Annotated in this window: 27 protein-coding genes; 16 read left to right on the top strand and 11 right to left on the bottom strand. The window is 39.5% G+C overall.

Translation table 11 applies throughout. The features are described from left to right. Positions 1–30: 30 nt before the first annotated feature. The 5 genes from JJN12_RS10340 to JJN12_RS10320 form a co-directional block, all read right to left on the bottom strand. Positions 31–849, bottom strand: coding sequence for a sugar phosphate isomerase/epimerase family protein (locus tag JJN12_RS10340; RefSeq protein WP_208429605.1), 819 nt, complete (start codon positions 847–849; stop codon positions 31–33). Positions 850–920: 71 nt separating this feature from the next. Further along, on the bottom strand, positions 921–1,745 hold the full coding sequence (locus JJN12_RS10335) for a carbohydrate ABC transporter permease (RefSeq protein ID WP_208429604.1): 825 nt from the start codon (positions 1,743–1,745) through the stop codon (positions 921–923). Beyond that, positions 1,745–2,623, bottom strand: coding sequence for a carbohydrate ABC transporter permease (locus JJN12_RS10330; RefSeq protein ID WP_208429603.1), 879 nt, complete (start codon positions 2,621–2,623; stop codon positions 1,745–1,747). Before JJN12_RS10330 ends, JJN12_RS10335 begins: the two co-directional genes overlap by 1 nt. A 113-nt stretch (positions 2,624–2,736) precedes the next feature. Next, positions 2,737–4,071, bottom strand: coding sequence for an ABC transporter substrate-binding protein (locus JJN12_RS10325; RefSeq protein ID WP_208429602.1), 1,335 nt, complete (start codon positions 4,069–4,071; stop codon positions 2,737–2,739). A gap of 158 nt (positions 4,072–4,229) precedes the next feature. After that, the gene (locus JJN12_RS10320; protein WP_208429601.1) at positions 4,230–5,243 is read right to left on the bottom strand and encodes a Gfo/Idh/MocA family oxidoreductase; all 1,014 of its coding nucleotides are present in this window, start codon (positions 5,241–5,243) and stop codon (positions 4,230–4,232) included. 401 nt (positions 5,244–5,644) lie between these two features. On the opposite strand from JJN12_RS10320, the gene JJN12_RS10315 reads away from it, so the two are divergent. From JJN12_RS10315 to JJN12_RS10265, 11 genes are all read left to right on the top strand, one after another. After that, on the top strand, positions 5,645–6,523 hold the full coding sequence (locus JJN12_RS10315; protein ID WP_208429600.1) for a hypothetical protein: 879 nt from the start codon (positions 5,645–5,647) through the stop codon (positions 6,521–6,523). After that, positions 6,523–7,593: an adenine nucleotide alpha hydrolase family protein gene (locus JJN12_RS10310; RefSeq protein ID WP_208429599.1), complete on the top strand. Its 1,071-nt coding sequence runs from the start codon at positions 6,523–6,525 to the stop codon at positions 7,591–7,593. Before JJN12_RS10315 ends, JJN12_RS10310 begins: the two co-directional genes overlap by 1 nt. Continuing rightward, complete coding sequence (locus tag JJN12_RS10305; RefSeq protein ID WP_208429598.1) at positions 7,584–8,087, top strand: hypothetical protein; 504 nt, start codon at positions 7,584–7,586, stop codon at positions 8,085–8,087. The genes JJN12_RS10310 and JJN12_RS10305 overlap by 10 nt, the downstream gene beginning before the upstream one ends. Continuing rightward, positions 8,077–10,620, top strand: coding sequence for a PEP/pyruvate-binding domain-containing protein (locus JJN12_RS10300; RefSeq protein WP_208429597.1), 2,544 nt, complete (start codon positions 8,077–8,079; stop codon positions 10,618–10,620). The genes JJN12_RS10305 and JJN12_RS10300 overlap by 11 nt, the downstream gene beginning before the upstream one ends. Beyond that, entirely contained in the window at positions 10,595–11,683 is a 1,089-nt protein-coding gene (locus JJN12_RS10295) for a DUF3419 family protein (protein WP_208429596.1), read from the top strand. The genes JJN12_RS10300 and JJN12_RS10295 overlap by 26 nt, the downstream gene beginning before the upstream one ends. A gap of 1 nt (position 11,684) precedes the next feature. Next, positions 11,685–13,157 (top strand): class I adenylate-forming enzyme family protein, encoded by a 1,473-nt coding sequence (locus JJN12_RS10290; RefSeq protein ID WP_208429595.1) that lies wholly within the window; start codon positions 11,685–11,687, stop codon positions 13,155–13,157. 247 nt (positions 13,158–13,404) lie between these two features. Beyond that, complete coding sequence (locus JJN12_RS10285; RefSeq protein WP_208429594.1) at positions 13,405–14,832, top strand: AMP-binding protein; 1,428 nt, start codon at positions 13,405–13,407, stop codon at positions 14,830–14,832. Between the two features lie 89 nt (positions 14,833–14,921). After that, positions 14,922–16,199 (top strand): AAA family ATPase, encoded by a 1,278-nt coding sequence (locus tag JJN12_RS10280; RefSeq protein WP_208429593.1) that lies wholly within the window; start codon positions 14,922–14,924, stop codon positions 16,197–16,199. Positions 16,200–16,297: 98 nt separating this feature from the next. Next, entirely contained in the window at positions 16,298–16,600 is a 303-nt protein-coding gene (locus JJN12_RS10275; RefSeq protein ID WP_208429592.1) for a hypothetical protein, read from the top strand. A 62-nt stretch (positions 16,601–16,662) separates the two neighbouring features. Beyond that, positions 16,663–18,528, top strand: a complete 1,866-nt coding sequence (gene uvrC / locus JJN12_RS10270) for an excinuclease ABC subunit UvrC (RefSeq protein WP_208429591.1) — start codon at positions 16,663–16,665, stop codon at positions 18,526–18,528. A 214-nt stretch (positions 18,529–18,742) separates the two neighbouring features. Continuing rightward, positions 18,743–20,134 (top strand): ATP-binding protein, encoded by a 1,392-nt coding sequence (locus tag JJN12_RS10265; protein WP_208429590.1) that lies wholly within the window; start codon positions 18,743–18,745, stop codon positions 20,132–20,134. A 151-nt stretch (positions 20,135–20,285) separates the two neighbouring features. On the opposite strand, the gene JJN12_RS10260 is transcribed toward JJN12_RS10265, so the two are convergent. Beyond that, positions 20,286–20,558, bottom strand: a complete 273-nt coding sequence (locus JJN12_RS10260; RefSeq protein WP_208429589.1) for a type II toxin-antitoxin system YafQ family toxin — start codon at positions 20,556–20,558, stop codon at positions 20,286–20,288. 4 nt (positions 20,559–20,562) lie between these two features. Next, complete coding sequence (locus tag JJN12_RS10255; RefSeq protein ID WP_208429588.1) at positions 20,563–20,805, bottom strand: hypothetical protein; 243 nt, start codon at positions 20,803–20,805, stop codon at positions 20,563–20,565. Between the two features lie 378 nt (positions 20,806–21,183). On the opposite strand from JJN12_RS10255, the gene vapB reads away from it, so the two are divergent. Genes vapB through JJN12_RS10240 form a run of 3 tightly spaced genes read left to right on the top strand, consistent with a single transcriptional unit; the run spans position 21,184 to position 22,366 of the window. Further along, positions 21,184–21,414 carry a type II toxin-antitoxin system antitoxin VapB gene (gene vapB, locus JJN12_RS10250; protein WP_208429587.1) on the top strand — a complete coding sequence of 77 codons (231 nt, stop codon included), beginning with the start codon at positions 21,184–21,186 and terminating at the stop codon, positions 21,412–21,414. After that, the gene (gene vapC, locus JJN12_RS10245) at positions 21,411–21,815 is read left to right on the top strand and encodes a type II toxin-antitoxin system tRNA(fMet)-specific endonuclease VapC (RefSeq protein WP_208429586.1); all 405 of its coding nucleotides are present in this window, start codon (positions 21,411–21,413) and stop codon (positions 21,813–21,815) included. Before vapB ends, vapC begins: the two co-directional genes overlap by 4 nt. 53 nt (positions 21,816–21,868) lie before the next feature. After that, positions 21,869–22,366 carry a dihydrofolate reductase gene (locus JJN12_RS10240; protein WP_208429585.1) on the top strand — a complete coding sequence of 166 codons (498 nt, stop codon included), beginning with the start codon at positions 21,869–21,871 and terminating at the stop codon, positions 22,364–22,366. Positions 22,367–22,580: 214 nt separating this feature from the next. Here the strand turns inward: JJN12_RS10240 and JJN12_RS10235 are convergent, their stop codons facing one another. Then, entirely contained in the window at positions 22,581–22,823 is a 243-nt protein-coding gene (locus JJN12_RS10235) for a hypothetical protein (protein WP_208429584.1), read from the bottom strand. A 145-nt stretch (positions 22,824–22,968) separates the two neighbouring features. Between JJN12_RS10235 and JJN12_RS10230 the strand changes: the two genes are divergently transcribed. Next, positions 22,969–23,109, top strand: a complete 141-nt coding sequence (locus tag JJN12_RS10230; RefSeq protein ID WP_208429583.1) for a hypothetical protein — start codon at positions 22,969–22,971, stop codon at positions 23,107–23,109. Positions 23,110–23,183: 74 nt separating this feature from the next. Continuing rightward, positions 23,184–23,750: a hypothetical protein gene (locus JJN12_RS10225; RefSeq protein ID WP_208429582.1), complete on the top strand. Its 567-nt coding sequence runs from the start codon at positions 23,184–23,186 to the stop codon at positions 23,748–23,750. 225 nt (positions 23,751–23,975) lie between these two features. On the opposite strand, the gene JJN12_RS10220 is transcribed toward JJN12_RS10225, so the two are convergent. Genes JJN12_RS10220 through JJN12_RS10210 form a run of 3 tightly spaced genes read right to left on the bottom strand, consistent with a single transcriptional unit; the run spans position 23,976 to position 26,614 of the window. Continuing rightward, a complete protein-coding gene (locus tag JJN12_RS10220; protein ID WP_208429581.1) occupies positions 23,976–25,043 on the bottom strand; it encodes an N-acetylglucosamine kinase in 1,068 nt (355 codons plus the stop codon). Next, positions 24,943–26,136 (bottom strand): anhydro-N-acetylmuramic acid kinase, encoded by a 1,194-nt coding sequence (locus JJN12_RS10215; protein WP_208429580.1) that lies wholly within the window; start codon positions 26,134–26,136, stop codon positions 24,943–24,945. The genes JJN12_RS10220 and JJN12_RS10215 overlap by 101 nt, the downstream gene beginning before the upstream one ends. A gap of 4 nt (positions 26,137–26,140) precedes the next feature. Continuing rightward, positions 26,141–26,614: a GNAT family N-acetyltransferase gene (locus tag JJN12_RS10210; protein WP_208429579.1), complete on the bottom strand. Its 474-nt coding sequence runs from the start codon at positions 26,612–26,614 to the stop codon at positions 26,141–26,143. Between the last annotated feature and the right edge of the window lie 35 nt (positions 26,615–26,649).

Below are 26,649 nucleotides of genomic sequence, written 5' to 3'. Positions count from 1 at the left end.
TTTCGTTAAATCATGATTTGAATACTTATTTTATATCAGTTGCTCAAGAATTTTCTTCGCTTCTAATATATCTCTTTTTTGCTCATCTCCGGTGATTTCCCTTTCTATGGTGATGTCTCCATTGTAGCCGATTTCCTTAAGCCTTTCAATAAAAAGAGGGAAGTTTACCTTACCTTGACCAAGAGCCACTTCATTACCAAGAGAATGTCCGTCTGTAGGATACAATCCGTCCTTGCCATGGATGCCCATTACATATTTTCCTATTACATCTAAAGCATCTACCGGATTGGCCTTTCCGTACAATATGAAATTTGCAGGATCTAAGTTTATTCCGAGATTTGTGGCGCCTATATCCTGTATGATCCTAAGAAGTGTTACAGGTGTTTCCTGCCCGGTTTCAAATAAGAAGTTTTGACCGTTTACTGCGCAGTGATCGGCAACTGTCTTAACCGCATGTACTATTCCAAAGTAATTGCTGTCATAAGGATTTTCAGGAATAAAGCCAACATGGGTAACAAAATCTGTAATGCCTAATTTAGCTGCAAAATCAGAGCCTTCAATCAGAGTCTGAATTCGCTCAAAACGATAGGAGGCAGGAACAAGACCAAGAGTCTCCTGACCTCCGTAGAAATCCCATATTTTAGGGCCTGGCCAGCCACACCAGAATGCAGTAATGTCAATGCCATGTTTATTTTTTGCTGCGGTTATCTTATCAGCGTTTTCATTTGTCATCAAATCTCTGTCCCAGCATACAAGCTGACAGCTTTCCATTCCCATTTCTTTTACTTCAGCAAATTGTGTCTCTATATCTTTTTTGCGGTCCATTCGTACCAATACACCTATTCTCATGTTTGTCTATCCTTTCTTAAAATGTTTGAACTAAAATATACTTAGAATGTGATTAACTACTTTACGTCATATTATCCTTTAACTGCACCAGCTGTGACTCCTGCAACTATATTTTTCTGCATAAATATGAAGAAAATAAGGCTTGGAATAATGGACATAACAATGCCCGGAAGTGCGTGTTCCCAGTCTGAATTGGTAGTCGAAAACTTCATATAAAGGGCGTTTTGGATGTTTATTGCATCTGTATTACTGCCTGCGATAAACAGATTGACTATAATATCATTCCAGGTTGCGAGCGCATCAAGAACAATAACTGTTGCTAAAATTGGTTTTAGAAGAGGCAGTATGATGGCAAAATAAGTTCTGACCGAGCCCGCGCCATCGATGTGTGCGCTTTCTTCCAAATCAATAGGTACATTTTTAATAAAACCATGAATCATATAGACAGCTAGAGGCATACACAAACCTGTACTTACAACAATCTGTCCCTGGCGTGTTCCTATAAGTCCCACATTAGAAACAAACTTTGTAAGGCTTATCATATAGGACTGAAAAGGTATCATCATAGGCAATATAATCAGGAGAAAACAAGCGACACTAAATTTACCTTTAACTCTAGCCAACTTATAAGCAGCCATAGGAGCCATAAGTACGATAAGCAATACTGTACTTACGGAATAAATTACGGTATTTCCAATAAGTTTCGGAAAATCAAATTTTACCCAGGTTTCAATATACATATCAAGTCCGAAGCTTTTAGGAAATGCAAGGAAGTGCTGCATCATATCATTATATGACTTAAAGGAGTTGAAAAAAATAAGAATCAACGGCATAAGCCAAAAAAAAGATAGCAATAATACAACAATGGTAGAAATTCTGATTCTATTTGATCTCATTATACCTCAACCTCCCTGCGCTTTGTTATTATAAGTTGAGCTGATGTTATAAGTAATACAAATGCAACAAATACAAGAGACTTAGCGGTTGCAAGCCCATAATTATTACTTGCAAAGGCCTCCTTGTATATGTCATAGGCTACAGTTACTGTAGAGTTTGCAGGACCGCCCTTTGTAAATACCATCACCACATCAAACAATTTGAAAGAAAATGTAAGAGAGGTCAGCAGACATATTGATATTGAAGGCATTATCAGAGGAAGAGTTATTTTAAAGAAGTTCTGCACCCTGTTTGCACCATCTATTCTTGCAGCCTCTGAAAGCTCTGTAGGAACTGAAATTATGCCTGCAATATAGTTTACCATGTAAAAACCAATATTTTGCCATACAGTCATCATTACCACAACATAGAAGGCAAGCTTAGGGGTGCCTACCCAGCTCCAATTAAAGAATTCCCACCCTGTAATGGAATAAAGTGCTTCAAACCCGGGACCAAAAATAAACTTCCATATCAAGCTTATAGCAGTTAAGCTTATGATATAAGGAATATAGTAAAATGCCCGCCCTACACTTGAAATCTTTGATTTTTTTGATAAAAACAAAGCAATAGTCAGAGAAATAACATTAACTATAATCACATAAAATACGGCAAACCTAAGTGTAAATAAAGCACCTTTCCAGAAAAGACCGCCTTTAGTGAATATGTGAATAAAATTATCCAATCCAACAAAGGTCATGCTTTTGCCTATTCCATTCCACTTGAAAAAGGAATAGTAGAGATTCATTAGAAAAGGGATATCTGTGGCAAATAACACAAATATAAGCGCAGGAAATACAAATAGCGCAAATATAGAAATTTCTTTAAGTCGTTTACTCATCCTCTTACCTCGCTGAAACTGTCATACCTGTACGGCGTACTGTCTATTAGGAATAAAGGCTCTCTTCTCAGAGAACAACCCAGATAGAGAGCCTTTTTCATTACTGTGTTTAATTAGTTGCCTGATGTCCAGAATTCCTGAATAGTTTCAGTCGCAGCATCAGCAGTTGTCTCGCCTAGCATATATGACTGAAGAACAGGTCCAACATTGTCATAATAATTGCTAGGGGCTATGGTATGTATCCATCCATTTGTCTTTTTTTCAGCTATATACCTAGCAGCATCATTAGCAAGCTTTCCTTTTATTTCCTTGTCGGTTTTTACTCCTGGAACCGCTCCTATGCCGTCACACATCCAGGTCTGTCCCTCATCGGATGTAAGAATATACTCAAGATATTCTTTGGCAAGATCAAGGTGCTTGGAGTCCTTATTTACAATATAAGTCCAGTTACACGTTGAAAGAAGAGTAGCATCCTTTTCACTTGAACCTACAGGAACCGGTAAGAATGCAATCCTTGCATCTTTATTGAATTTATCAAGGGTTGCCTGACACCAGTCGCCCATGTGAATTATAGCAACTTTACCATTCGCAATGAGATTCTCTGATGTTTCCCAGTCTATCTCAAGAGGCTTATCAGGACCATATTTTTTTGCAAGGTCAAGGAATCTGAACAGATTCTTCCAATGTGGCATGTCAGCAAATTTTAGTTTGCCTGACTTTACGGCCTCCACAGTTCCTACGGAATCAAGGGACTTATCCATCATAAAGTGTGTAGCCGCCTGTGACAGTACCCAGGATTCTTTAGCAGCCAAACCAAAAGGAGTAATTCCTGCTGCTTTTAACTTCTTACATGCATCTTCAAGCTCATCCATATTTGTAGGAAGGGTTTTTATTCCGGCCTTTTCAAAGGCATCTACATTGTAAAGAAGTCCCATGTTCTCGTAGGTCCAAGGCAAAGACATAACCTTTCCGTCAACAGTTCCAAGAGCAAGTGCGTCAGGTCTGAATTTAGATGTAATATCGGTATCGTTGGTCCAATCGTAGGCATAATCATAATAGTTTCTGGCGTTAGTACCTGCCTGTGCATCAAATACATCAGGAGCATCTCCTGAATTTATTCGTGACTGCAAAGTTGCGGTATAATCATTTGAAGAATGCTGAACATCAATCTTCACACCTGGATGAGATGCCTCAAATGCTTTTACCATTTTTGCGTACTCATCCAAACCATAAGCATGGGCATCAAATACTTTGAGAACTACTTCTTCTCCATTGCTGCCTGCAGTAGAAGTCTTGCTTTCAGTCTTTGAAGCACTGCTTGTTTTGGCAGTACTACTCGCTGTTGATGCTGATTTGGAAGCGGTGTTTGTATTAGAGCTGCTTCCACATCCGCTAAGCGAAGTAGCTATAACCCCAAACGTTAAGAATAGAGCAAGTGATTTTTTCATGTTGCCTCTCTTTCTGCCGTATCCCGGCTACGAAAATAATAGTGTGCACGTGAGCCAATACGGTTATTTATAACTCACAAATGCTGTGGATTTGAATACCATTGATGTAAATGGTATTACGCTGATAGGTGCCTATATATTAGCAGGTCTAGCCTGTTTCAGCCGTTTGCTTTAGCTTTCTCAAGCTCGCTTATGGCAGCAAGTACAGATTTAATGCCGTCGTGAAGAGTAGCTCTGGTATTTTCTTTTTCATTTAGCACACAGTCTATAAAATACTCATCTTCGAGATAATACGCACCCAAATCGGTTACATTTATGCCACTATCAGGATTGTCCATCTCTTTGGTGTCCAGCTCCGGTATAATTTTATCGCCTGAAGCAGTATAAATTGTAATTTTATCAGTAGCGGTACTGTTAAATCTTATGGTAGCATTATCAAAATCAGCTCTGTAGTTAGCTTCAAATGGCATCTTAGTAGCACTGTGCCATACTCCTTCTGCCATGGCAGCTATATTTCCAAACTTATAATTTGTTATCACCTGATTTATCATATCTGAATCAAACTTCGTAGTATGTACATCTGCATAATCCGGCTCACCAAGCATATAACGCAGAAAGTCAAGATCATGTATATGTAGATCAAGGATGACTGAACCTGAGCGGTTTTCATCATGAAACCAATCCTCAAATCCCCACTTTACATCCCCGCTTATTCTTTGCATAACAATGCTTCTAAGATTTCCATAGGTTTTCTTTTCATATACATCTTTCAGAAACAGATATTCAGGCATAGAACGAACTACCTGTCCGACCATCACCTTTACAGGTGTGACCTTATGTTGCTTAAGCAGAAGCTCACACTCTTCACGCTTCAAGCAAGCAGGCTTCTCAAGGAAGATATTCATGTTTTTTTTCATTGCAGCCAAAGCCATATCTGTATGCAGGTAACTTGGCACACAGATAAAAACAGTTTCAACATCTTCGTCCCTGATAAGATCAAGTCCGTCTGAATATCTTTTTGCATTTGGCCAGAATTTTGCGGCCTTATCCAGACATTCCTCTCTGGCATCTGCCAGAGCAGTTACTTCAATTGGATGAGATTCGGACAGAAGTTTCAGACATTTATAGTGCGTACTTCCCATACCCCCACAACCAATAAACCCTATTCTCATATACCGCCTCCGTTGTTAATTTGTAAATAGGTCAACTGCAAAATATTATAAATATGTATACAATTACTTGTCAATAGCAAGCAATCATTTATAATCATACACAATAAATACTAAATATTTATATTGATATGCAATAAGTCGATTAATTTATAAAATTTAATAATAAAGGCACAATATTATGTATATAGCCTTAGAAAATCGAGGGCATTTACAGGATGTTTGACATTATCCTTGCCTGCATTTAAAATGTATTTTAGAAAATAGCCTTGAAAGGAAGATAATGTTAACGCGAAATTGTGGCTCATTATAGAGAAAAACTGTTTTCTGCTTTGAATATAAGAATGAGTGAAGAGGAATATCAGAGGAAATAAAAAAATAACTGAAATAATCGGAGAAATAACATGGACATAGAAAAAGGCATTTTACAGCTTGCAGACTACTATGAAAAATTTGAGGCAGGTGCTTCCTCTGCCTACCTGATAATAAATGAAAAAATGAAGGACTATAAGGCTATGTTTGGCTTTGCAGAACTTGGAGAAGACATAGAAGAGTGGAAAGAGATATTTTCCAGGATGGAAGATAAGGCTAAGGAGATGGGATATTCTAGCCTTGTTGGGCCGCTTAATTACTGTACTTGGATGAGCTATCGCTGGGCTATAAGCAGGTTTGATATGAAACTCTTTCCAGACTGTACCAACCCGCCATTTTATCCTGAATACATAAAAGAGCTTGGCTACAGGGAGCTCTATACCTATAGAAGTGCTGAAATCACAATAAATAATCCACTAAATGAGGCAGGTAAGCAGGTTTATAGTGAAAAAAAGGAAGAGGGATACAGCTTTGTCACAGTCTGTGGTGAAGAGGCTTTTGCCTATGTGAAAGAGGTGTATGAGATATCAAAAAATGCCTTCTCAGATGCTTTATTGTACTCGGATATCCCATTTGAAGTCTTTGAAAAGCTCTATCTTTCCTGGGTAAAGGAAATAGATATTTCTTTGATTATTGCCTTCCATGGGAAAGAAGCCATAGGTTATGTATTTGGCTATGAAAACCGCTACGGGAAAGACTTTATATCAAAGACAAGTGCAGTAAAAAAGGAGTATCAAAAACAAAAGATTTATCTAGCCCTCCTTTACTTAGGGAGTGAGTTGGTCAAAAATAAAGGTTATGACACTATGCTTTATCATTTTCAGTGTGAGCAAAAGGAGACCTTCAGGAGGTTTGACGAGGACGTGGAAAACAATGAGAAGCGCTACGCTGTATTTGTAAAGGAGCTATAATGAGACAAAGATGCACACTTTGCCTAAATGACGAGACTGTTAGGAGCATTAGATTTAACAAAGAGGGACTATGTAACTTCTGTGAAGCCTACCTTCGTGACAGGGACAGGCTTACAGATTATGACAGGCTAAAATCACTTTTTGAAGAAAGAATTGACCTCGTTAGGGGGAAACACGCATACGATGCTGCTGTGGGGATATCAGGTGGGAAGGACAGTGTATTTGTCCTATATGAACTGACTCACCGCTACAAGCTGCATGTTAAAGCATTTACTATGAACAACGGTTTTCTTTCAGAAGAAGCGAAGAAGAACATAGACAGACTTGTAAAGGAATTTCAGGTGGAGCACGAGTATATTGAGTTTGATAGGGGCCTATTAAAGCGATTCTATGCCTATTCCATAAAGCAATGGCTGGTGCCCTGCGTAGCCTGTTCTTATATAGGCTACGCATCCATGATAAATCTGGCTTCAAGGATAGATGCAGGAATGATAGTCCACGGCAGGAGCCCTGAGCAGATGTTTCGTGCCTATGATGAGGATGTTTTTTCAGAACTTGTGAGAGCGGGACTATCCTCTGTGAAGGAACTGGACTTACAAAGTCTGTATACGGGGCTTCTTGGGAAAATAGATGAAAAGCTTGATAAGAACCTAAGGGATGAGGTGAACAAGGCCCTGTTTCAGGATGTTAAGGGGGATGACTTCAGGGAGTTTGTAGCCTACTTTTTATATCATCCTTATGATGAAAAGGAAATCGTCTCATTTTTAAGAAAGAACACTTCTTGGCTTGTGGGAGAGCAGTATAACCACTATGATTGCAGGATTCACCCTGCTACGAAGTACATATACCAGTGCGCTGAGGGAAGACCTCATATCCTGCCTGAAATCAGCTTCTTAGTAAGAGACGGCAAGCTTACAAGGGATGAGGCTAAGAAGATACTTGCCGGTGAAGTCCTGCACGAAAAGCCAAAGGAAGAGATGAAGGAGCTGTTTAACTACATAGCTAAAAGTGAGGTACCTACAAGGATAAAGGCAGAAATCTACAATAAAGTGGTGAGTAAATGGAAGTAATAAGATACTTTTTGTATAAGAAGAGATTGTTTATATACAGCTTGGCATCCCTTATATTGGCTCTCGTTTTCGTGAGTTTTACAGGTGAAATAAAAGAGCTTAGACTATTTTTTATTTTCTTTACTGAGCTGTTTTTTATCCGTTTTATGGATGACAGTGCGGACTATGAAAAGGATGCGAAGACAGGGAAAATGCAGCTAAGCAAGAAAGCACTTAGAATACTTATAATTTTAACTGCCCCATTGTTTTTGGTGCTCAATCTCTTGTATTTTGGCATTGGCGGGCTATGTAGCGTGGGAATTATTTTTCTAATCATTATTAAAGAAGCCTTACCTTTTATACCAGCGCTAATTGCACCTGTTAGTGGGATTTACTATATTTACTTTGTTGTTTCTGTGGAGAAATCAGGCATAAAAGAGGGAGTATTTTTAGCTGCTTTGATATGCTTTTCCATATGGTTTAGCCTGGGAAAGAGGAGAAAAGATGATTTTTGAAATGGGAGACCGAGCTGAGGCTTATAAGCTTGGAGGGAAGGCTTTTGAACTTGTAAAGCTTTACGAGGCAGGCTTTAAGGTGCCTCCTTTCCTGGTTTTGACAGGGGAGGACTTTTTTGAGTTCTTTGGTGAGGAGAGAGAAGAGCTTAGGAGTTTGCTTTCTGAATACAAGGATGAAAACAGGGAAGAAATCTGTGCAATCATCAGGAAAAGGGAGTTTAGTGAGGACTGGAAGGAGGAGGTCATCTCTAAGGTCAGTGAGTATTTTGGAGAAGACTGCCTCCTTGCTGTGCGCTCTAGTGCTATGGACGAGGACGGGGAGAAGTTTTCCTTTGCAGGGATGATGGAATCCTATCTGAATGTGAGGCAGGGAGAGGAGATTTTCACAGCAGTTAAACAATGCTATCTCTCCTGCTTTTCTGAGAGGGCGATGAGATATAGGAAAGAAAATGGACTAATAGATGAAAATATTGGGATGGCTGTCATTTTGCAGAAAATGGTGGAGGCCGATGCCTCGGGAGTGATGTTTACCAGCAACCCTCTTACCAACAATCCTGATGAAGTCCTAATCAGCGTGGTTACAGGACTTGGTGAGGCCTTGGTATCTGGAGAAAAGAACAGCTTTGATGCAGTCTATGACCGTTTTGGCAACAGAGTGGAAGCGGATGAGGCTATGCCGCTCTCTGAGAATATCTTACAGGAGCTTGTGAGGCTTGGGCTAAGGGTAGAGGATATTGATGTGAAAAAACGAGGGAGAGATATCGAATTCTCCGTTAAAGACGGGGTTGTATATCTCTTGCAAAACCGCCTTATTACAATTGTCAGCCACATTGAAAAGAATAGAGAAAGAACCATTCTTGATAATTCCAACATCATAGAAAGCTACTCAGGAGTTACTACACCGCTCACATTTAGCTTTGCAAGGGAGGTCTACGAGAAGATTTACCGCCAGACACTGGGGAACTTTTTCATTGAAAAAGAGGCAGTGGATAGCATTGCCTACGACCTTGAAAATATGATAGTTTTTTATGAAAATAAAATATACTACCGTCTGAACGGCTGGTATAAGATGACTGCACTTTATCCCGGCTACAACAAGAACAAACGCTATATGGAAAACATGATGGGAGTGAAGGTGGAGCTTAAGGAAACTAAGGGAGAAGCTAAGCTTCGTCTGTTTAAGATATATTTTTATTTTATCAAAAAACTTATTAACATGAAGAGGGCAACTACTGCATTTTCCAATAAGTTTGAAGCGGTGACAAAGGACTATAGAAATAATGATTTTGAAGGATTTGACAACAAAAGTCTGGTTAAGGTATATAAGGATATAGAGGCCTCCATTTTGAATGATTTTACTACACCTATAGTAAATGACATGGGTGCCATGGTCTTTATGGGAAAGGTAAATGAGGTCTTAAAAAAAGAGAAGATCGAAGATGCAGAGGGGCTTCTTGGGAAGATTCTAAGCAAGCAGGGAAATGTGGAAAGCGTGAAGCAAAGCCTTGCCCTTCTTCAGCTTGTAGATGAGATATGGGAAAATGAGGAGTTAGCCAAAGCGTTCCGTACAAAGTTGGTGGAAGAGCTTAAGCCGTATCTAAGTGATGATACTGAGTTTTCAGCTCATTTAAGAGACTATATTTTGCGCTTCGGAGCGAGGGTAATGGATGAATTAAAGCTTGAAAGCATTACCCTTAAAGAAAATCCTGACTTTCTCTTTAAGACGCTTAAAAACTACCTGCTTATGGAGGAAAGGCCATCTGTGTATAAGCCCCATAAGATAGATGAGGAAGAGCTTTACAGGCAGGTATCATTTCCTAAGAGATTCTTTCTTAAAAAGCTTGTGAAGATAACGAAGTACTTTGTAAGAAACAGGGAATATCTGAGGCTTTACAGGACTTATATCTATGATATTGTGAGGATGATATTTCTCCGCATAGGACATAATCTCGAAGAAGCCGGAATTATTGCTCATTTTCGGGATATCTTCTTTCTTACCAAGGAGGAGGTATTTAGGATAGCAGAGGGAAAAAGTCCTCAAATACCTTTACTTAGAGAGAAAATTAAGAAAAGAAAAAGGGAATTTGAAGAAAACAAAGATAAAGAAATATTTGAAAGAATGTATTTTTACGGTGAGGTAAGGGCTGAAAATATGATTCCTATATTCTCGAGGCAGGAAACAAAGTCCTTAGAAGCTGGTGTGTTAAAGGGAGTTGCAGGCGGTGGAAAGCCTGTCACAGGAAGGGTGAAATATGTAGAAAACCCACAGGATGCAGATGTGAAAGGCCTCATCCTTATGGCAAAGAGGACTGATCCCGGATGGACTGTGCTTTTCCCTATGGCAAGGGCGATTATCATAGAGCGTGGAAGCGTGCTTTCTCATTCGGCAGTTATAGCCAGAGAAATGGGGATTCCGCTTGTGGTAGGCATTAGAGGACTGACTGATATAATAAAGGATGGAATGTGGGTTCGTGTGGACGGTGTGAAGGGAACGGTGGAAAGGATAGATGAGAGGGATGAAGACAAGGGATAAATTTTCATTTATACGTTACTCAAATTGCTGGGAGGATAGTAATATTCTCCTAAAGGCCTTAGATATAAAAGAGGGAGAAACAGGGGTTTCCGTAGCCAGCGGAGGGGACAACACCTTTGCACTCTTACTGTCTAATCCTAAGGAAATCTATGCCTTTGATATCAATAAAACCCAGCTTTACCTGATGAAGCTTAAGATGGCTGCGATAGAGAGACTAAACTATGGTGAGATTTTGGCCTTCTTTGGGCTTAAGGAGAGTACAGACAGACTAAAGACATTTTTTTCTCTAAAGGAATATATGGACGAAGAGAGCTTCAGGTATTTTAACCGTAGAAGGGAGCTGATAGTACAGGGAATCATCCATATTGGAAAGTTCGAAAGATATTTTCAGATATTTAGAAAGTTCGTCTGCCCTTTATTTTGCAGAGAAGCAAGACTCCGACTGTTTTGCTCTCTATCTTTACTAAAAGAGCAGAGATTTTATTATAAAAGATACATAGATAACCTTAGGTTTCGTACGATATTTCGTATGTTCTTTGGGATAAAGGTAATGGGAAGCCTTGGCAGGGATAAGAGTTTTTATGAGTATGTGGCGGATAAGAGGGATGTCGCGGGAGACATCAAAAAACGCTTTGAGTATGGCATATTTAATAGCACAAACTTTGACAATCCGTATCTAAGCTATATACTGAGGGGCAACTTCACCAAAACTGCCATACCGCTTTATTTGAAGAAAGAGAATCTACCAATTATCAGGGAAAGACTGTCTAGGATTAAGCTGATACATGGCTCGTTTTTGGACATCCTTGAAAGTGAGAAGCTTGTTTTTTTCAATCTCTCAGATATTTTCGAGTATATGAGCGGGGAGGATTTTAAGAGAAATGTAGATAAGCTTAAAAAAATAAGCGGTAATGGCGCCAGGATTGCCGTTTGGAATATGCAAAACAGAAGATATTTACCAAAGAAGGAATTTACCCTTTTGAAAGAGGAGGGTAAGTCGCTTTTTAGGGTGAACCAATCGTATTTTTACAGGGACTTTTCGGTTTATACGAAGCAGGAGTGATATGAGCAGGATAGTTGATTGTTTTGATGATGCTTGTAAGAAGTATGGGGAGAGAACTGCCTTTATAGATATTAAGGGCAGGGAGATGAAGAAGATAAGCTTTAACAAGTTAAGTGCTGATGTTGACAGGGCTTGTGCTTCTCTTATGGCAAAAGGGATGAAGAAGGGGGAAAGGGTAGTACTTTTTGTAGCCCCATCATACGAGCTTTTGGTCTTTATGCTTGCCAGCCTCAGGCTTGGGATTTCCCTTATGATAATTGATATCTGGGCTGGGAAGAGGCTAATACGCCGGACTTTAGAGGAATACAGGGCTGACTACATAGCGGTATCGGGCAGGACAAAGCTTGTGAGGCTTGTATTTGGCGAGCTTAGAAGGATTAAGGATGTGATTCTTATAGAGAAGATAATTGCCGAAAATGGGTATGAAAAGGGTAATAAAATGCAGGAAAGACCTAGCTTCACAGAGGTCGAAGGTGATGAGGTGGCTGTGCTTACGATGACTACGGGTTCTATGGGAAGACCTAAGATAATTTTGCGAAGCCACGATGACCTTTACCGCCAGCTAGACCTTGTAAGGCGCAATATAAATGCGAGAAGTGAAGAAACAGTAGCCTTCAATACCTCATTTATGTATCATTTTGTAAATATTTTAAATGGTTACAGTGGGATAATAATGCCTACAAAAAAGCCAAAGATATTAAGGCTGTTTAATAGGGATAACCGCCTGCAAAAACTGTCTGCACAGGTGGTTATAACCACTCCGGATTTTTGTATGGAGACTGAGATTTTCTTTCAGGAGGTGGAGGAGGTATATATCGGCGGTGCAGTACTAAACCTCTATGAGGCAGAGCTAATCAGAAATAAATTTCAAAATGCAAAAATAACCTACATCTACGGCGCAACTGAATGTAACCTTATATGTAAGACTGATTTGGATGAATATATAAATAACCTGAAAAAGGGGCAGACTGTCCTTGGTGAGGCGGTTTCGGGAGTATGTATCAAGACTGATGAGAATAATGAAATCATGGTACACTCTGATGTGGTTCTTACAGCCTATCTAAACCCTGAAAACAAGCGTGGAGTAGTGGATGAAAATGGGCTGTACTGGCATAAAACAGGTGATTTGGGAAGGATAGTGGATGGGAAACTATTCTACTTGGGTAGAAAAGATGTATTTGTAAGAGGAAAAAAGGGAGATATTTTCTCAAATAACTTGGAACAGGAGACCATAAGAAGGTTTTCAGGTATAAGAAAAGCTGCAGTTTTTTATCACGAGGGGAAGAACTTTCTCTTTGTGGAGGGAAGCTGTGAGGAAGAGGCTTTGCGATACCTTGTGAAAGAATGGGATATAGGAGAAGATACAGTTATTACCTTTCTATCTAAAATCCCTTGCGACGCTAAGCATCATAGTAAAATCAATTATAACAAGCTAAAACGAATGGTTGAAAAAAGATATTATAGAAATAAATAAAGAAAGGCAAAGCCGAGATAAAAAGCCGAGATAAAAAGTCAAGATACAAAGCCAAGATACAAAGCCGAGATAAAAAGCCGAGATAAAAAGCCAAGATAAAAAGCCGAGATACAAAGCCAAGATACAAAGCCAAGTTACAAAGCCAAGTTACAAAGCCAAGATATAAAGCCAAGATATAAAGCAAAAATAATAAATAAAAGTAAAAGCGAAAATTAAAGACAAGAAGAGAAGATATAAGGAAAAGACAATGGGAAATAAAGTTGCAGAGATTTTGATTAAAAACCATGAGAAATGGAAGGAACATCAATATATTTTTGAAAAAGTGGAGGGCGAATTTGTCCCTCACACCTATGGAGATTTCTATGAGGATGTGCTAAGAGCAGCCTCCTATCTTAAAGAAGAGGGGCTTACAGGAAAGAGGATAGCGATATTTGGAGCAAATTCCTACGCCTTTATGGTGGCAGATATAGCTGTGATGGCATATACGGGCTGTTCTGTGATGTTTGCAGCTCAGTGGACTAAGAAAGAGCTTTTACACATAATGAAAACGGTGGATGTGGATGCCGTACTCTATGATTCATCAAAAGAGGAGGTCTTCTTGGATTTTGATGCCACGAATAGGGAAATAAAGCTTATTTCATTTACAAAACTTCTTGAAAATGAGAAGAAAAGCAGGCCTGCTCCTTATCCGGTGAATGATGGAGTCTGCTCACGAATCGTATTTTCTTCGGGAACTACAGGGGTACCCAAGGCGGTCATGCTCTCTCAGAAGAATATGTTTGTGAACCTGGAAAATCTCTTAAAAAGGGCGTTGATGACAAAGGAGGACTCTGCCTACCTTTTTTTGCCGCTTAGCAATACCTACGGAGGACTTTGCAATTTCATTTATTCCCTATATACAGGTATGAAGATTTATCTTTGCAGTGATAAGAATAAAATAGTGGAGGAACTTCTTGAAGTGAAACCTACCATACTTAGCACAGTACCAATCTTCCTCGAGAAAATCTACCTTGCAAAAAGGGAAAAGGGGATTTCTGCTAAGACCTTGCTAGGAGGCAGGGCAAGGATAGTATTTTGCGGTGGTGCGATTCTAGAGCCTCATATTCGTGAAATGATGGCAGAGGAGGGAATAATCCTGCTAAATGCCTACGGTCTTTCTGAAACAGCCTCACTTATCAGCGTGGAATATCCGGGGGAACAGGAGGTAGGCTCTGTGGGGACGGTATTTGAAAATCAAAATGTAAGAATAGATGAGGATGATGAAAACGGAGTCGGTGAAATCCTTGTAAAAGGTGAAAATATTTTCATTGGTTATTATGGGAGAGAGGACTATTACAGGAAGTTTTTTACTAAAGACGGATACTTTAGAACGGGGGATATGGGGTATCTAAGAGGAAATAAGCTGTTCTTTACAGGAAGGAAAAAGAGGGTCATCATAGGGAAGAATGCGAGAAACATCTACCCTGAGGAGATTGAGGCTGTTATATTAGAGGTGACTAAGGCTGAGAACTGCAAGGTATTTGAAAGGGATGAGAAGATATGTGCTGCTATATATACCAACATAGAGGCTGATGCTAAAGCTTTGCTAACAGTTATCAATGAAAACCTGCCAAAGTACTGCCACTTGGCTGAATGCGAGATAGTAAGGAATCATTTGGATAGGAAGTGGAAGTAGTTATTTTTAATGGAAAATAATTGCATAAAAAATAAAATATGATATAATACTCTTATCGAAGTCAAATAACCTGTTTGAAGGGAGACACTATGATTATAGAGGTAAGAGCAGAAAACTGCTATGCGTTCAGAGATGAAATTACATTTTCAATGAAGGCAGACATGAGAAGCAAGAAGTTTAGCTCAAATGTTCATAAAGAAAATAAATTCAACATACTTAAAACAGTTGGAATATATGGACCTAACAATGCAGGTAAAACTTGCCTTATAAAGTGTATTAGAGCCATTAGAGGCATACTTTTAGATGAACAGAATGAACTGATGACCAATATATTTACTGGTAATAGCGTATGTGAACTGGGGATGACATTTATGTCAACAGGCAGAAAGTTTGCATACGACTTTAAGTATGATGTACAGAACAAAGAATATATATATGAAAAGTTCTCTGAGATTAAAAAAGATGAATATGATAATGAAAAAGAAGTTTGCTGGCTAAAAAAAGATAGCCTAAGCGGTGAGTATAAGTGCATCGATGAAAATTTACAAGGGATGTTTTCTGTTATTTCAAAGAATAATTTATTATACAACTTAATTGATGTAAGTAAATTCGAGAAAATGGCTGAAATGAAATCTCATTTAATTGGATTGGCAAAAAAAATCGAAGTTGTAAATATGAATAATATCCCTATGAAACACACGATTGAGTTGATGAAAAATAAGAATAGTCTACAAAACAAAATCGTGGCTTTTATAAAGAATGCAGACTTATATTTAGATAACTTTGAGTACGTAGAAATGGATAACATTGAGACAGAATTTGAGGGAAGTAACGACAAGCCTGAAGAGGAAGTCCTTGATGTCGTTGAGAATTTAATGGATCAGATAAGGCTGGTGTCTACATACAAGGGAGTTAGGGTGCCAAGTTTATTATTTGATTCTACAGGTACAAAGAAAATCGCTGCTCTTGCGAGCTATGTGATTGAAGCTCTTGAGCAAGGTAAGATTTTAGTTATAGATGAACTGGACAGCAGCATTCATTTTAAGCTTACAAGGGCTATTGTAGCAATGTTTAATAATGAATTGAATGAGAGTGCCCAGATGATATTTACAGTTCATGATATTAATCTAATGGATTGCAAAAGAATGTTTCGTAAAGAGCAGATTTGGTTCGTACATAAAGATGAAGAGGGGGTATATGTATACTCGCTAGCCGATTTTACAGCAGAGGATGGAATAAGAGATACAACTGATATCATAGAAAAATACAAAAAGGGTGTGCTAGGTGCACTACCTGATCCGGAACTGATTAATTCACTACTGAGTATTAAGGGTAATGTAAAGGTGGGTGATTTCGATGTCAAATAGACGCCCCGGCCTATACAATAAACATAGAGTATGTATCATTTGCGAGGGAAATTGATGGAATTGCAAATGAAATAATTATATTTGGTAATCCCTGTACAATGCAAATAATACTGAAACATTGGACTGATGAAATGCTTACATCTCAGGCAAAACAAGTCAATGCACCTATAATAGAGGAGCATACAAAAGTAAAAGGATATAAAGGAAAGGAAAACCAGATTAAAGAGATTATGAACTGCATTACTCCTAAAAACTACAGTGCTATGCGTGAGAGGGTAAAGCTACTGAACCAAAATGATTCAATTATTGGCAATAGCAATTTTAGCAAGATTATCGAATGGTTTGAAAGCGAAAATTGTGAATGGATTGATAAGATAAATGAAATGTTAGAAAATGAATAGTGTTATGAGGTATAGATAAAGAAAGCTACAAATATAAATAACCTCAAGAAGAGAGGTATCAGATGTTTAACATAGAGGAAGAACTTAAGAAGCTGCCCACAAAGCCCGGAGTCTACATTATGCACAATGAGCTCGATGAAATCATCTATGTGGGCAAGGCGATAAGCCTTAAAAATAGAGTCCGTCAGTATTTTCAGAGCATTAACAGACATTCTCCCAAGATAAAGAGGATGGTTGAAAATATAGACCATTTTGAATACATAATAACTGATTCTGAGCTTGAAGCCCTGGTACTGGAGTGTAACCTGATTAAGGAGCACCGCCCTAAGTACAATACCATGATGAAGGATGATAAGAGCTACCCTTATATCAAGGTGACAGTGGATGAGGAGTATCCAAGGGTTATGTTTACCAGAAAGAGGGGGAAGGATAAGGCTAAGTATTTTGGCCCATATCCTGCCCATATTAGCGAGACTTTGGAGCTCATTCACAAGATATATAAGATAAGAACCTGCAGGAGAAATCTGCCCAAAGACATAGGAAAGGAGCGCCCTTGCCTCAACTATCAGATAGGCAGGTGTGACGGAGTCTGTCAGGGCTATGTGGAGCCAAGCGAGTACAGAAAGAGGATAGATGAGGTAATCAAGTTCTTAAATGGGGATTACGAGCCTATCTTGAAAATGATTACCGACAAGATGATGGAAGCCTCTGAAAAGCTTGAATTTGAAGAAGCTGCCAACTACAGGGATATGCTAACCCATGTAAAGAGATTTAGCGACAGGCAGAAGATAAACTCCAATGAAAATGTAGACGACAGAGATGTGCTGGCTCTTGCAAAGTCCGGGAAAGAAGCCGTGATGCAGGTGTTTTTCATAAGGGGAGGCAGGCTTATAGGCCGCGAACATTTCTCCTTAGATGAGGTTGGAGATGATGAAAAGGGGGCCATTTATACAGACTTTATAAAGCAGTATTACACCGGAACTCCTTTCATACCCAAGGACATTATGCTTGCGGATGAGCCGGAGGAGAAGGAGCTTTTGTCAGAATGGCTAGCGACCAAAAGGGGAAGCAAGGTAAATATACTGGTGCCTAAAAGAGGTGAAAAGGCAGGGCTTACGGAGCTTGCTTACAAAAATGCTGCCATGGTACTTAATCAGGACAGCGAGAGGAATAAGAGGGAGCAGGCAAGGACTCTTGGCGCAGTAAAGGAGCTTCGCGACCTGCTTGGCATCTCAAATGATATAAAGAGGATAGAATCCTACGATATATCCAACACCAGTGGCTATGAAAATGTTGGCTCTATGGTAGTATTTGAAGACGGCAAGCCTAAGAAGAATGACTATAGGAAGTTTAAAATCAAGGGAGTAGTGGGCCCTAATGACTATGCCTCTATGGAAGAAGTCCTTACAAGGAGATTTGAGCATGGCTTAAAGGAAAAGGAAGAGCTTAAAATCCTTGAGAAGGCAGGAAGCAGGAAAGAGGGCAAATTCTCAAACTTCCCTGACATTATCCTTATGGATGGTGGAAGGGGGCAGATAAATATTTGCCTAAAGGTGCTTGAAAAGCTGGGCATAGACATAGCCGTAGCAGGTCTTGTAAAGGACGACAGGCATAGAACAAGGGGAATATATTATAACAATGTAGAGCAGCCTATAGACACACATGGGGAACTATTCAAGCTCATTACAAGGATACAGGATGAAACTCATAGATTTGCGATAGAGTATCACAAGCTATTAAGAGGAAAGAATCAGGTTCATTCCGTGCTGGATGACATAAAGGGCATAGGCAAGGTAAGAAGAAAGGCTCTTATGAAGCATTTTGCCTCTCTGGATGATATAAAGAAGGCGACTGAGGAAGAACTAGCCGCTGTGGAAGGCATGAATGAAGGGGCAGCTAGGGCAGTGTGGGAGTTTTTTAGGAATTAGGGAAGCCGTTCCATACGTTATGAGTTGTTGAAGAAGTAAATCGTTAAGAGAATAAAAATAAAAAGATATTCTACAGGTTAATTGCTTGTAGAGTGTCTTTTTTTACGTTAAAAGGTCCAAGACTCTTTAGTTGACAAATCCGTAGTATTGTATATAATAAACTCATAATACACCAACTCGTAACTCAGCAATCTGCATAAGTAAGGAGGTCACTATGTTTTATTGTAGGGAAGAAGAACTCCGCACCATGAACAACCGCTATAAAAAGGGCCGGTTTGAGTGTGTTGTCATTTATGGGAGGCGACGCGTAGGTAAAACCGCCCTGATCAACGAATTTTGCAAAGGAAAACCTACCGTCTATTTTTCCGCCCTAAACGCATCCTCTCAGGAAAATCTAGAAGCGCTCTCCAAGGCGATTTATACCTGTCAGAACTCGGACAGCACCAGTGCTCCTACCTATCGGAGCTATGAGGACGCACTGGAGGCTATTACCGGGATGGCGATGGAGAAACGGTTGGTATTTGTCATTGATGAATACCCATATCTTGCGAAAGCGGAAAAGTCGATTTCCTCCAGGCTCCAGCATATCATTGATCATAGCTGGCAGGACAGCAGGATTTATCTCATACTGTGTGGCTCCTCTATGAGCTTTATGGAATACCAGGTGCTGGGGTATGAAAGCCCTCTGTATGGGCGGCGCACGGCGCAGTTTAAGATTCAGGCGCTGACCTACCGGGAGATTACTGAGTTTCATCGCGAACTGAAAGCCGCCGACCAGGCGCTTTTATATGGCGTGACTGGCGGCATTCCGCACTATATCAATAAACTGGATGTGGAAAGCAATTTGGACGAAGCTCTTTTGGATAACCTGTTCAGCACCTCCAGTTACCTGTTTGAGGAGCCGGAAAATTTGTTAAAGCAGGAACTGCGAGAGCCGGCCATCTACAACTCTGTCATTTCAGCGATTGCCGCAGGAGCCAGCCACTCCAACGAGATTTCCACAAAGGTCGGATTGGAATCCGGAGTATGTGCGAAGTACTTGAAGGTATTGCTGGATTTAGGAATTTTGAAAAAAGAAACGCCGATTACGGAGAAGTCTGGCAAGAAAACGATCTATGTCATTGACGATAACTTTTTCCGTTTTTGGTATCGTTTCGTTCCCCGGAATATGTCTGTAATCAGCGCCGGGCGGATGCGTCTTGTCTATGAACAGGCGGTGAAACACTTTTACCCTGATTATATGGGACTGGTATTTGAAAAAATGTGCCAGGAATATTTGCTTCGCTATGCGAAAGACCTACCGATTCTGCTGAGTAATGTGGGACAGTGGTGGGGAACGGATTCCAAGACCCGTAAGGAGGTACAGATTGACATTGTGGGGGTGCCGGTAGATGGAAACGAGTATCTGATTGGTTCCTGTAAATATCGGAATGAGAAGATTGGAATTGAGGAATTGGAACTGCTACGCAGATATGCGGCAGTATTTCGCCAGAACGGAATCTTCCACTATTATATTTTTTCCAAGGGGGGCTTTACGCCGGCACTGTTGGAGGCAGAAATGCAGGGAGAAGTTACACTGCTGACACTTGAGGACCTCTATAGGTAAGTGATATATTTTCAAGGAGGTTATGGCCCATATCCACAATCACATAATCTGGCACACTGTCAAAAAGTAAGTTCCACTCTTAGCCTAGATATAAATATTGAGGCCAAGATGTGGAACTTACTTTTTCAATTCACCCCTTGAAAATCCAGCACTAAATTCCAAACAAATCAGAATGTGTTCCGATACGAACAAGATACAACTCATCATCATTAATACGATATATTAGGAGCCAATCCGGTAAAATGTGACATTCCCTACATCCTTCATAGTTCCCACTTAGCTTATGGTCTTTATATTTTTTTTCAAGAAATTCAGGTATTCGCAAAATATCAATCACTATCTGCAGTAATTGTAGATTATATCCTCTTTTATTACATACTTTATAATCTCGTTTAAATTTAGTAGATACATTAAGTTTTAGCATACTCTTACTCCCCTAAAATTCCATTCAAAAATTCTGTTGTACTCCCTTCAAAATGCTCTCCTACTCCTTCTTTTATCATATTATCTACTTCTTCAATAGCTTCTAAGGTTTCTTTATTTGGCTCATAATTTGGATAAAGACTAATCCCATACATTTCACCTAAATTTTCCAAAATATTTATGACATAAATCATCTTATCAGACGGTAATTTATCAATCATATCTTTAGCAATTTCCTGATAACTCATTTTGTACTCTCCCTTCATATACCAATATTTTTTATCAAAACTTAAATCAAATATCAAACAAACTATAATTATTATACACTATTTAATGTAAATGGGGAAGTTTTTTAGATATAAAAATGCTGCCTCGCAGTGTTATTTGAAAAAGTAACTTCCGTACCGTAGCTAAAATAAAAAATTTAAACTTAGGCGTGGAAGTTACTTTTGCAATTCACCATCTTTTTACATTTTAAATGAAAGTCTTGACTTATTTAATTATTAAGTAAGCGAAAAAATAAGAACTGATATGGGATAGAGAGTTAAGCTTCTTATTGGTTAAAAATAAGCATTGACTTTAGTATATACTTTAATATATATTTAATAAAAAGGAGGTTGATGGATATGATGACAGCCAAAATATTTGAAAATGGTGGAAGTCAGGCAGTTAGGCTGCCAAAGGAATATAGATTTGATGCCAATGAAGTATCAATCAATAAAATCGGGAATATAGTTTTGCTTTCTCCCAAGTCAGATAAGTGGGAGTCTGTATTGCAGGCCATTGATATGTTTTCGGAAGATTATATGGCTGAAGGCAGGGCAGATCAGAGAGCTCATGAGAGGGAAGAGTTATGAGATATATGCTTGATACCAACATTTGCATATATGCCATAAAGCATAAGCCAAGAGAAGTTATTGAAAGACTGAAAGAGCATAATCCAAGTGAAATATGCATATCTTCAGTAACTTACGCTGAGCTTATACATGGAGTAGAAAAAAGTAAAGCAGTTGACAAAAACCGTATCGCTCTTACATTGTTGCTTACAGATATAGAAATATTGCCCTTTGATATCAGTGCGGCAGAAGGGTATGGAGAGATACGTGCGGAATTAGAGAGAAAAGGTACACCTATAGGCCCATTGGATATGATGATAGCAGGGCATGCCAGGTCTCTTGGCTATACTGTTGTCACTAATAATATTAAAGAATTTGAGAGGATAGATGGGCTAAGATTAGAGAACTGGGTGGATAGCTAGTAATAAGGTAGTATAAATATTCCCATAGTATTACACAGACAAAGGAAAAAACTATGAAAATCAAACTAATAGCAGCAGTAGATCAAAACTTCGCCATTGGCAACTCAGGGAACCTCCTGTTTAAAATCCCTGAAGACCTAAAGCTTTTTAAAAGACTAACCACAGGGCACATTGTCCTCATGGGTAGAAAAACCTTTGAATCCCTTGGCTGTAAACCCCTGCCTGACAGGGTGAATATCGTAATTTCCACAACCAAGAAGTATGAAAATGACGGGGTGATTACCTTCGAGAGTCTTACGACAGCTGTAGAATATTCTAAGCAAAAATTCCCTGATAAAGACCTATACGTCGTAGGTGGGGGACGGGTCTATGAGGAGAGCCTAAAATATGCGGATGAGGTTATTTTAACCAGGTATGACAGGTCGTATGAGGATGTTGACACCTATTTTCCGGCAGTTCCTGAGACTGAATTTAGGGAAGAAAAGACATTGCTTGAAGGGAGTTTTGAAGACTGTAAATATAGAACCATTGTTTTACATAGAGTTATATAATAGATAAAAAGCTTAGAACTGGAATTGAAGTAAGCCCTAATTTTATGCTCCCTTTTCTACCCGTATTCTAACCATAATGTTAACAAAATTGGTCAGAATAGTTAGAATATGAGTAGAATACAAAAGGGTGAGTTGAATGGAGTTTAGAGAGAATGAAGCTATTGAGTTGAAAGCTATTTTAAATTTAGTAGATACATTAAGTTTTAGCATACTCTTACTCCCCTAAAATTCCATTCAAAAAATCTGTTGTACTCCCTTCAAAATGCTCTCCTACTCCTTCTTTTATCATATTATCTACTTCTTCAATAGCTTCTAAGGTTTCTTTATTCGGCTCATAATTTGGATAAAGACTAATCCCATACATTTCACCTAAATTTTCCAAAATATTTATGACATAAATCATCTTATCAGCTGGTAATTTATCAATCATATCTTTAGCAATTTCCTGATAACTCATTTTGTACTCTCCCTTCACATACCAATATTTTTTATCAAAATTTATATTAAATATTAAACAAACTATAATTATTATACACTATTTAAAGTAAACGGGAAAGGTTTATAGACAGTGTGCGGGGCTTACAGATGAGGTTATTTTAACTGTGTATGGCAAAGTGTATGAGGAAGCTGATACCTATTTTCCGGATGAAATTAAGAAGGAATTTAGGGAAACTGAGACTATCCTAGCGGACAGCTTTGATGGCGCAGGATTTAAGACCTGTGTTTATACAAAAATCATATAATGAGAATACCTAAATAATATCCCCGCAAATCCGATATATGAATTAAGACAATATCGTATGATGGGAGGTGTGATATGAAGATACAAGGGAATTTGATTAATAACTACAGCTATAGAAAGTCGGATAAATCCAAAAAACCGCTAAAAAGCGAAGAGAATAAAATTATTTCTGAAGGTGAAAGCACTAAGGAAGATGAAAAGGCAGAGGCAGCAAGGATAAAAAAGGAAGAACTTGCGGCTGCGGCAGAAGAATTAAAAAAGGCCGCAGAAGAGGCTAAAGAGCAGGCAGACGCAAAGGGCAAGGAAGCAAGGAGATTTGGAGCTGTCTTAGAGATATTTAGAAGGATATCAAGGGGAGATAAGGTTTCGCCAAAAGACGAGAGTGCCCTTATGGAATACGACATGAAGCTCTATCTTTCCGCAAAGAACGCTGCACAGCTTGCTGCAAGTAAGAAGACTAAAAAATATAAGAAATCTCTCATTGAGGAGCTTGAAAAAGCAGATAAAGAAAAGGAACTTAAGAAGGCAGAAGATACTGAAAAAGATAAGACTTCGGGAGAAGATTCTAAGGTAGAAGGTACTGAAAAATCAAATTCAGGAACAAAAGAGCGCTTAGGCGTAAGTATTGATGTAAGTGTATAATGACATAAGTGTAAAGTATTTCTTCTCCTAATCATGTAATAATGTGGGTATCAAAAGTATTTGACAGCAATTGATACAGGATTGCTACAGCGTAGCTTTAGTAAGCCTTGCAGTTTGGATGAGCAAATTGTTGTATATAATAGCTTTATAAATAAACATCGTTGTAAACCATTGATATAGTGGATTACAACGATGTTTGTGTTCTAACAAGTGTTCTTTGACTGATTACTGTAATGTAGCCAATATCATCTCAGCCCCAATGAGTACAGCTCCGGTTTCTGCGCTGTGTTCAGGCTCGCTAATCTTTACATTTTCATTTCTTGACTTAAAAGCCTTTATAAATCTCTCCCTAACAGGGAGGAGTTTGGTTAAGATGCTACCGCTTAGCATAAGCTCAGGGTGCTTGCGTTCTAAGCCCTTTATAACGGCCTCGGCTAAGGAGCAAAGCTCAGAGACTGCCTTGTCGCAGATGTCCATAGATGCCTTATCGCCCTTTGCCATTCCCTCTGCAATGAGTGGTGCAAGGGCTGCAATGTCATTCTTACCTGTGTTTTCGGAGTAGACATAGGCAATAAGCTCGGGGATTGAAGATATATTAAGCCTTTCATACACTAGTTCAGTAAGTACGCTTTTCTCACTTCGTCCGTCATTTTCCCTAACTACCTGGCTAAGTATGTCACGGCCTATGGCATAGCCTGAGCCGACATCATCTATGAGATAGCCCCAGCCGCCACTTCTTAGGCTGTGCCCTTTTTGGTCTATGCCGTTACATATAGAGCCTGTGCCTGATATGAGTACAGCACCTGCTCTTCCGGAAAGACCGCCCTTAAGTGCCGTTATATCATCTCCAACTATGACAAGCTTTCCACTGTAACCGTTCCCACTAAATGCTTTTCTTATGTTTTCTACTATTTCGGGATTGCTTGTACCTGCTGTTCCCACTACTATCATTTCGCAAGGCTTAAGTCCGCTTTCAAGCCCTTCTAAGAAGTTTAACATACTAATAACGGCTTCATTAAGGCTGCCTGAGGCTATGTTTTTTACATTTAAGGGACCTGTTTTAAAGGTCCTTTTTTCTTTGTTAAGTATATCACAAGGAGAATCAAGGCTGTCAAAGAACCTTACCTCAAGGTTTGTCTTGCTGCCTCCTCCATCTATTCCGACTATGTATCTGATAATCTGGGCCCCCTTTCTATCTTGTAATCTTACCCATAATGACAGGGTGGATGGCTCCTGTTGCCCTTGGTGCGTTGTTACAGCATCCGTATAGGCAGTCATTTGCAAGGAGGGCAAAGGCTACAGCCTCTTTCGCATCTCCGCTAAGCCCCAAGTCCTCATTGGTTATAACCTCGGTGTCAGGGAGGTATTTTCTTATATAATTCATCAGAGTGTGGTTGTTGGCACCCCCTCCACCTACTATCAGCCTATCGGGTGTCAGTTTGCAATGATTCTTTATAGAATAATATATGGTAAAAGCCGTATAATCAGTGATTGTAGCAAGCAGGTCTTTATCTGCCACCGAAAGCCTTTCACCCTCTTTTATTAACCTATCCAAAAACTTTGAGCCATATCTCTCACGCCCGCTGTTCTTTGGAGGGTGTGCCCTTATATAGTCATCATTTTCTATAATAAAGTCAAGTAATTCCTTGTTGGACTCGCCTTTTTCCGCAAGTTTCCCGCCCTCATCATACTTTAGCCCTCCGCCTGTGATACGACTTATACAGCCATCTATTAACATATTTCCGGGGCCTGTATCAAAGGCAAAGACTTCGTCAAGGCTGCCTCCTTTTTTAAGTATAGTGATATTGCCGATTCCGCCTATATTTTGGAGGGCTACATTCCTTTTACTGTCGCTATAGAGGACAAATTCGGTATAAGGCACAAGAGGTGCACCGGTTCCGCCTGCAGCCACATCCCTCACCCTAAAATCGCTTACAACCACAGTATCAAGCCTTTCAGCTATGGGAGAGGCATCCCCTATCTGTAAGGTAGAATTGAAGTGCTTACCTAGAAAATCAACCTTTACAGGCTCATGCCAGACAGTCTGGCCATGACTTCCTACAAAGGCTATTTCTTTTTTATCTATTCCGGCTTTTTTGATGACTTCCTCGCAGGCATCAGCGCTAAGCTTGCCGATTAACATATTCATCCTGCAGACCTCTTCCATATTTGTCTGCTTTCCATCTGCAAGGGAGAGGATATGAGCTCTAACTTCTTCGCTAAAGGGAAGAGTGATAAAGCTTACAAGGCTTACCTTGGTGCTAAGGCCTGCACCGCTTATTTTTACAAGGGCAGCGTCTATGCCGTCTACGCTGGTGCCGCTCATAAGCCCGATGGCATATTTAGTTTCATCTGCATTTTTAATGTCAAATATCGTATTTTCCATTGAGCTAGCCCCTTAAGAAATCCTTGTAAATGCCTGGAGTTGAATCCTCTATTAGGGTTGCCCCGCACACATTTTTATAAAAGTCAGCTGGCCCTACAGAGCCAATGATGGCATAGCCGTAGCCCTCTTCCCTAAGAGACTCAAGTGACCTAAGAAGAAGTGCGGCACCTATGCCTTTTCCCTGCTCGCTATCAAGTACACGGGTAGGGCCGAAGAAGTCCTTGGCAGTGGCGTTGTAGCAGGCATAGCCCACTATTTCACTGCCTCTTGTTGCTATGAAACAGGAGACAGGGCTTTTCCCAAAGCAACTTTCACATTCCCCTGCGGCATAGTCGCTTGAATATTCGCTAACCCATTTTACTATCCGTCTTAAGTCAGGAGTCATTGCCCTCCTTATTTCCACCCCTGCTTCCTTACATCTCTTGTAGATAGGCGCAGAATCAGGTAAATCATAGAGCTTTACAAGCATATCAGACATATTGTTCCTCCTTGTGTAATATATAGCTTTTAAAA

Origin of the sequence: Catonella massiliensis, from assembly GCF_016651435.1 — a bacterium.
Lineage (GTDB): Bacteria > Bacillota > Clostridia > Lachnospirales > Lachnospiraceae > Catonella > Catonella massiliensis.
This window is presented reverse-complemented; position numbering and strand designations above follow the sequence as displayed.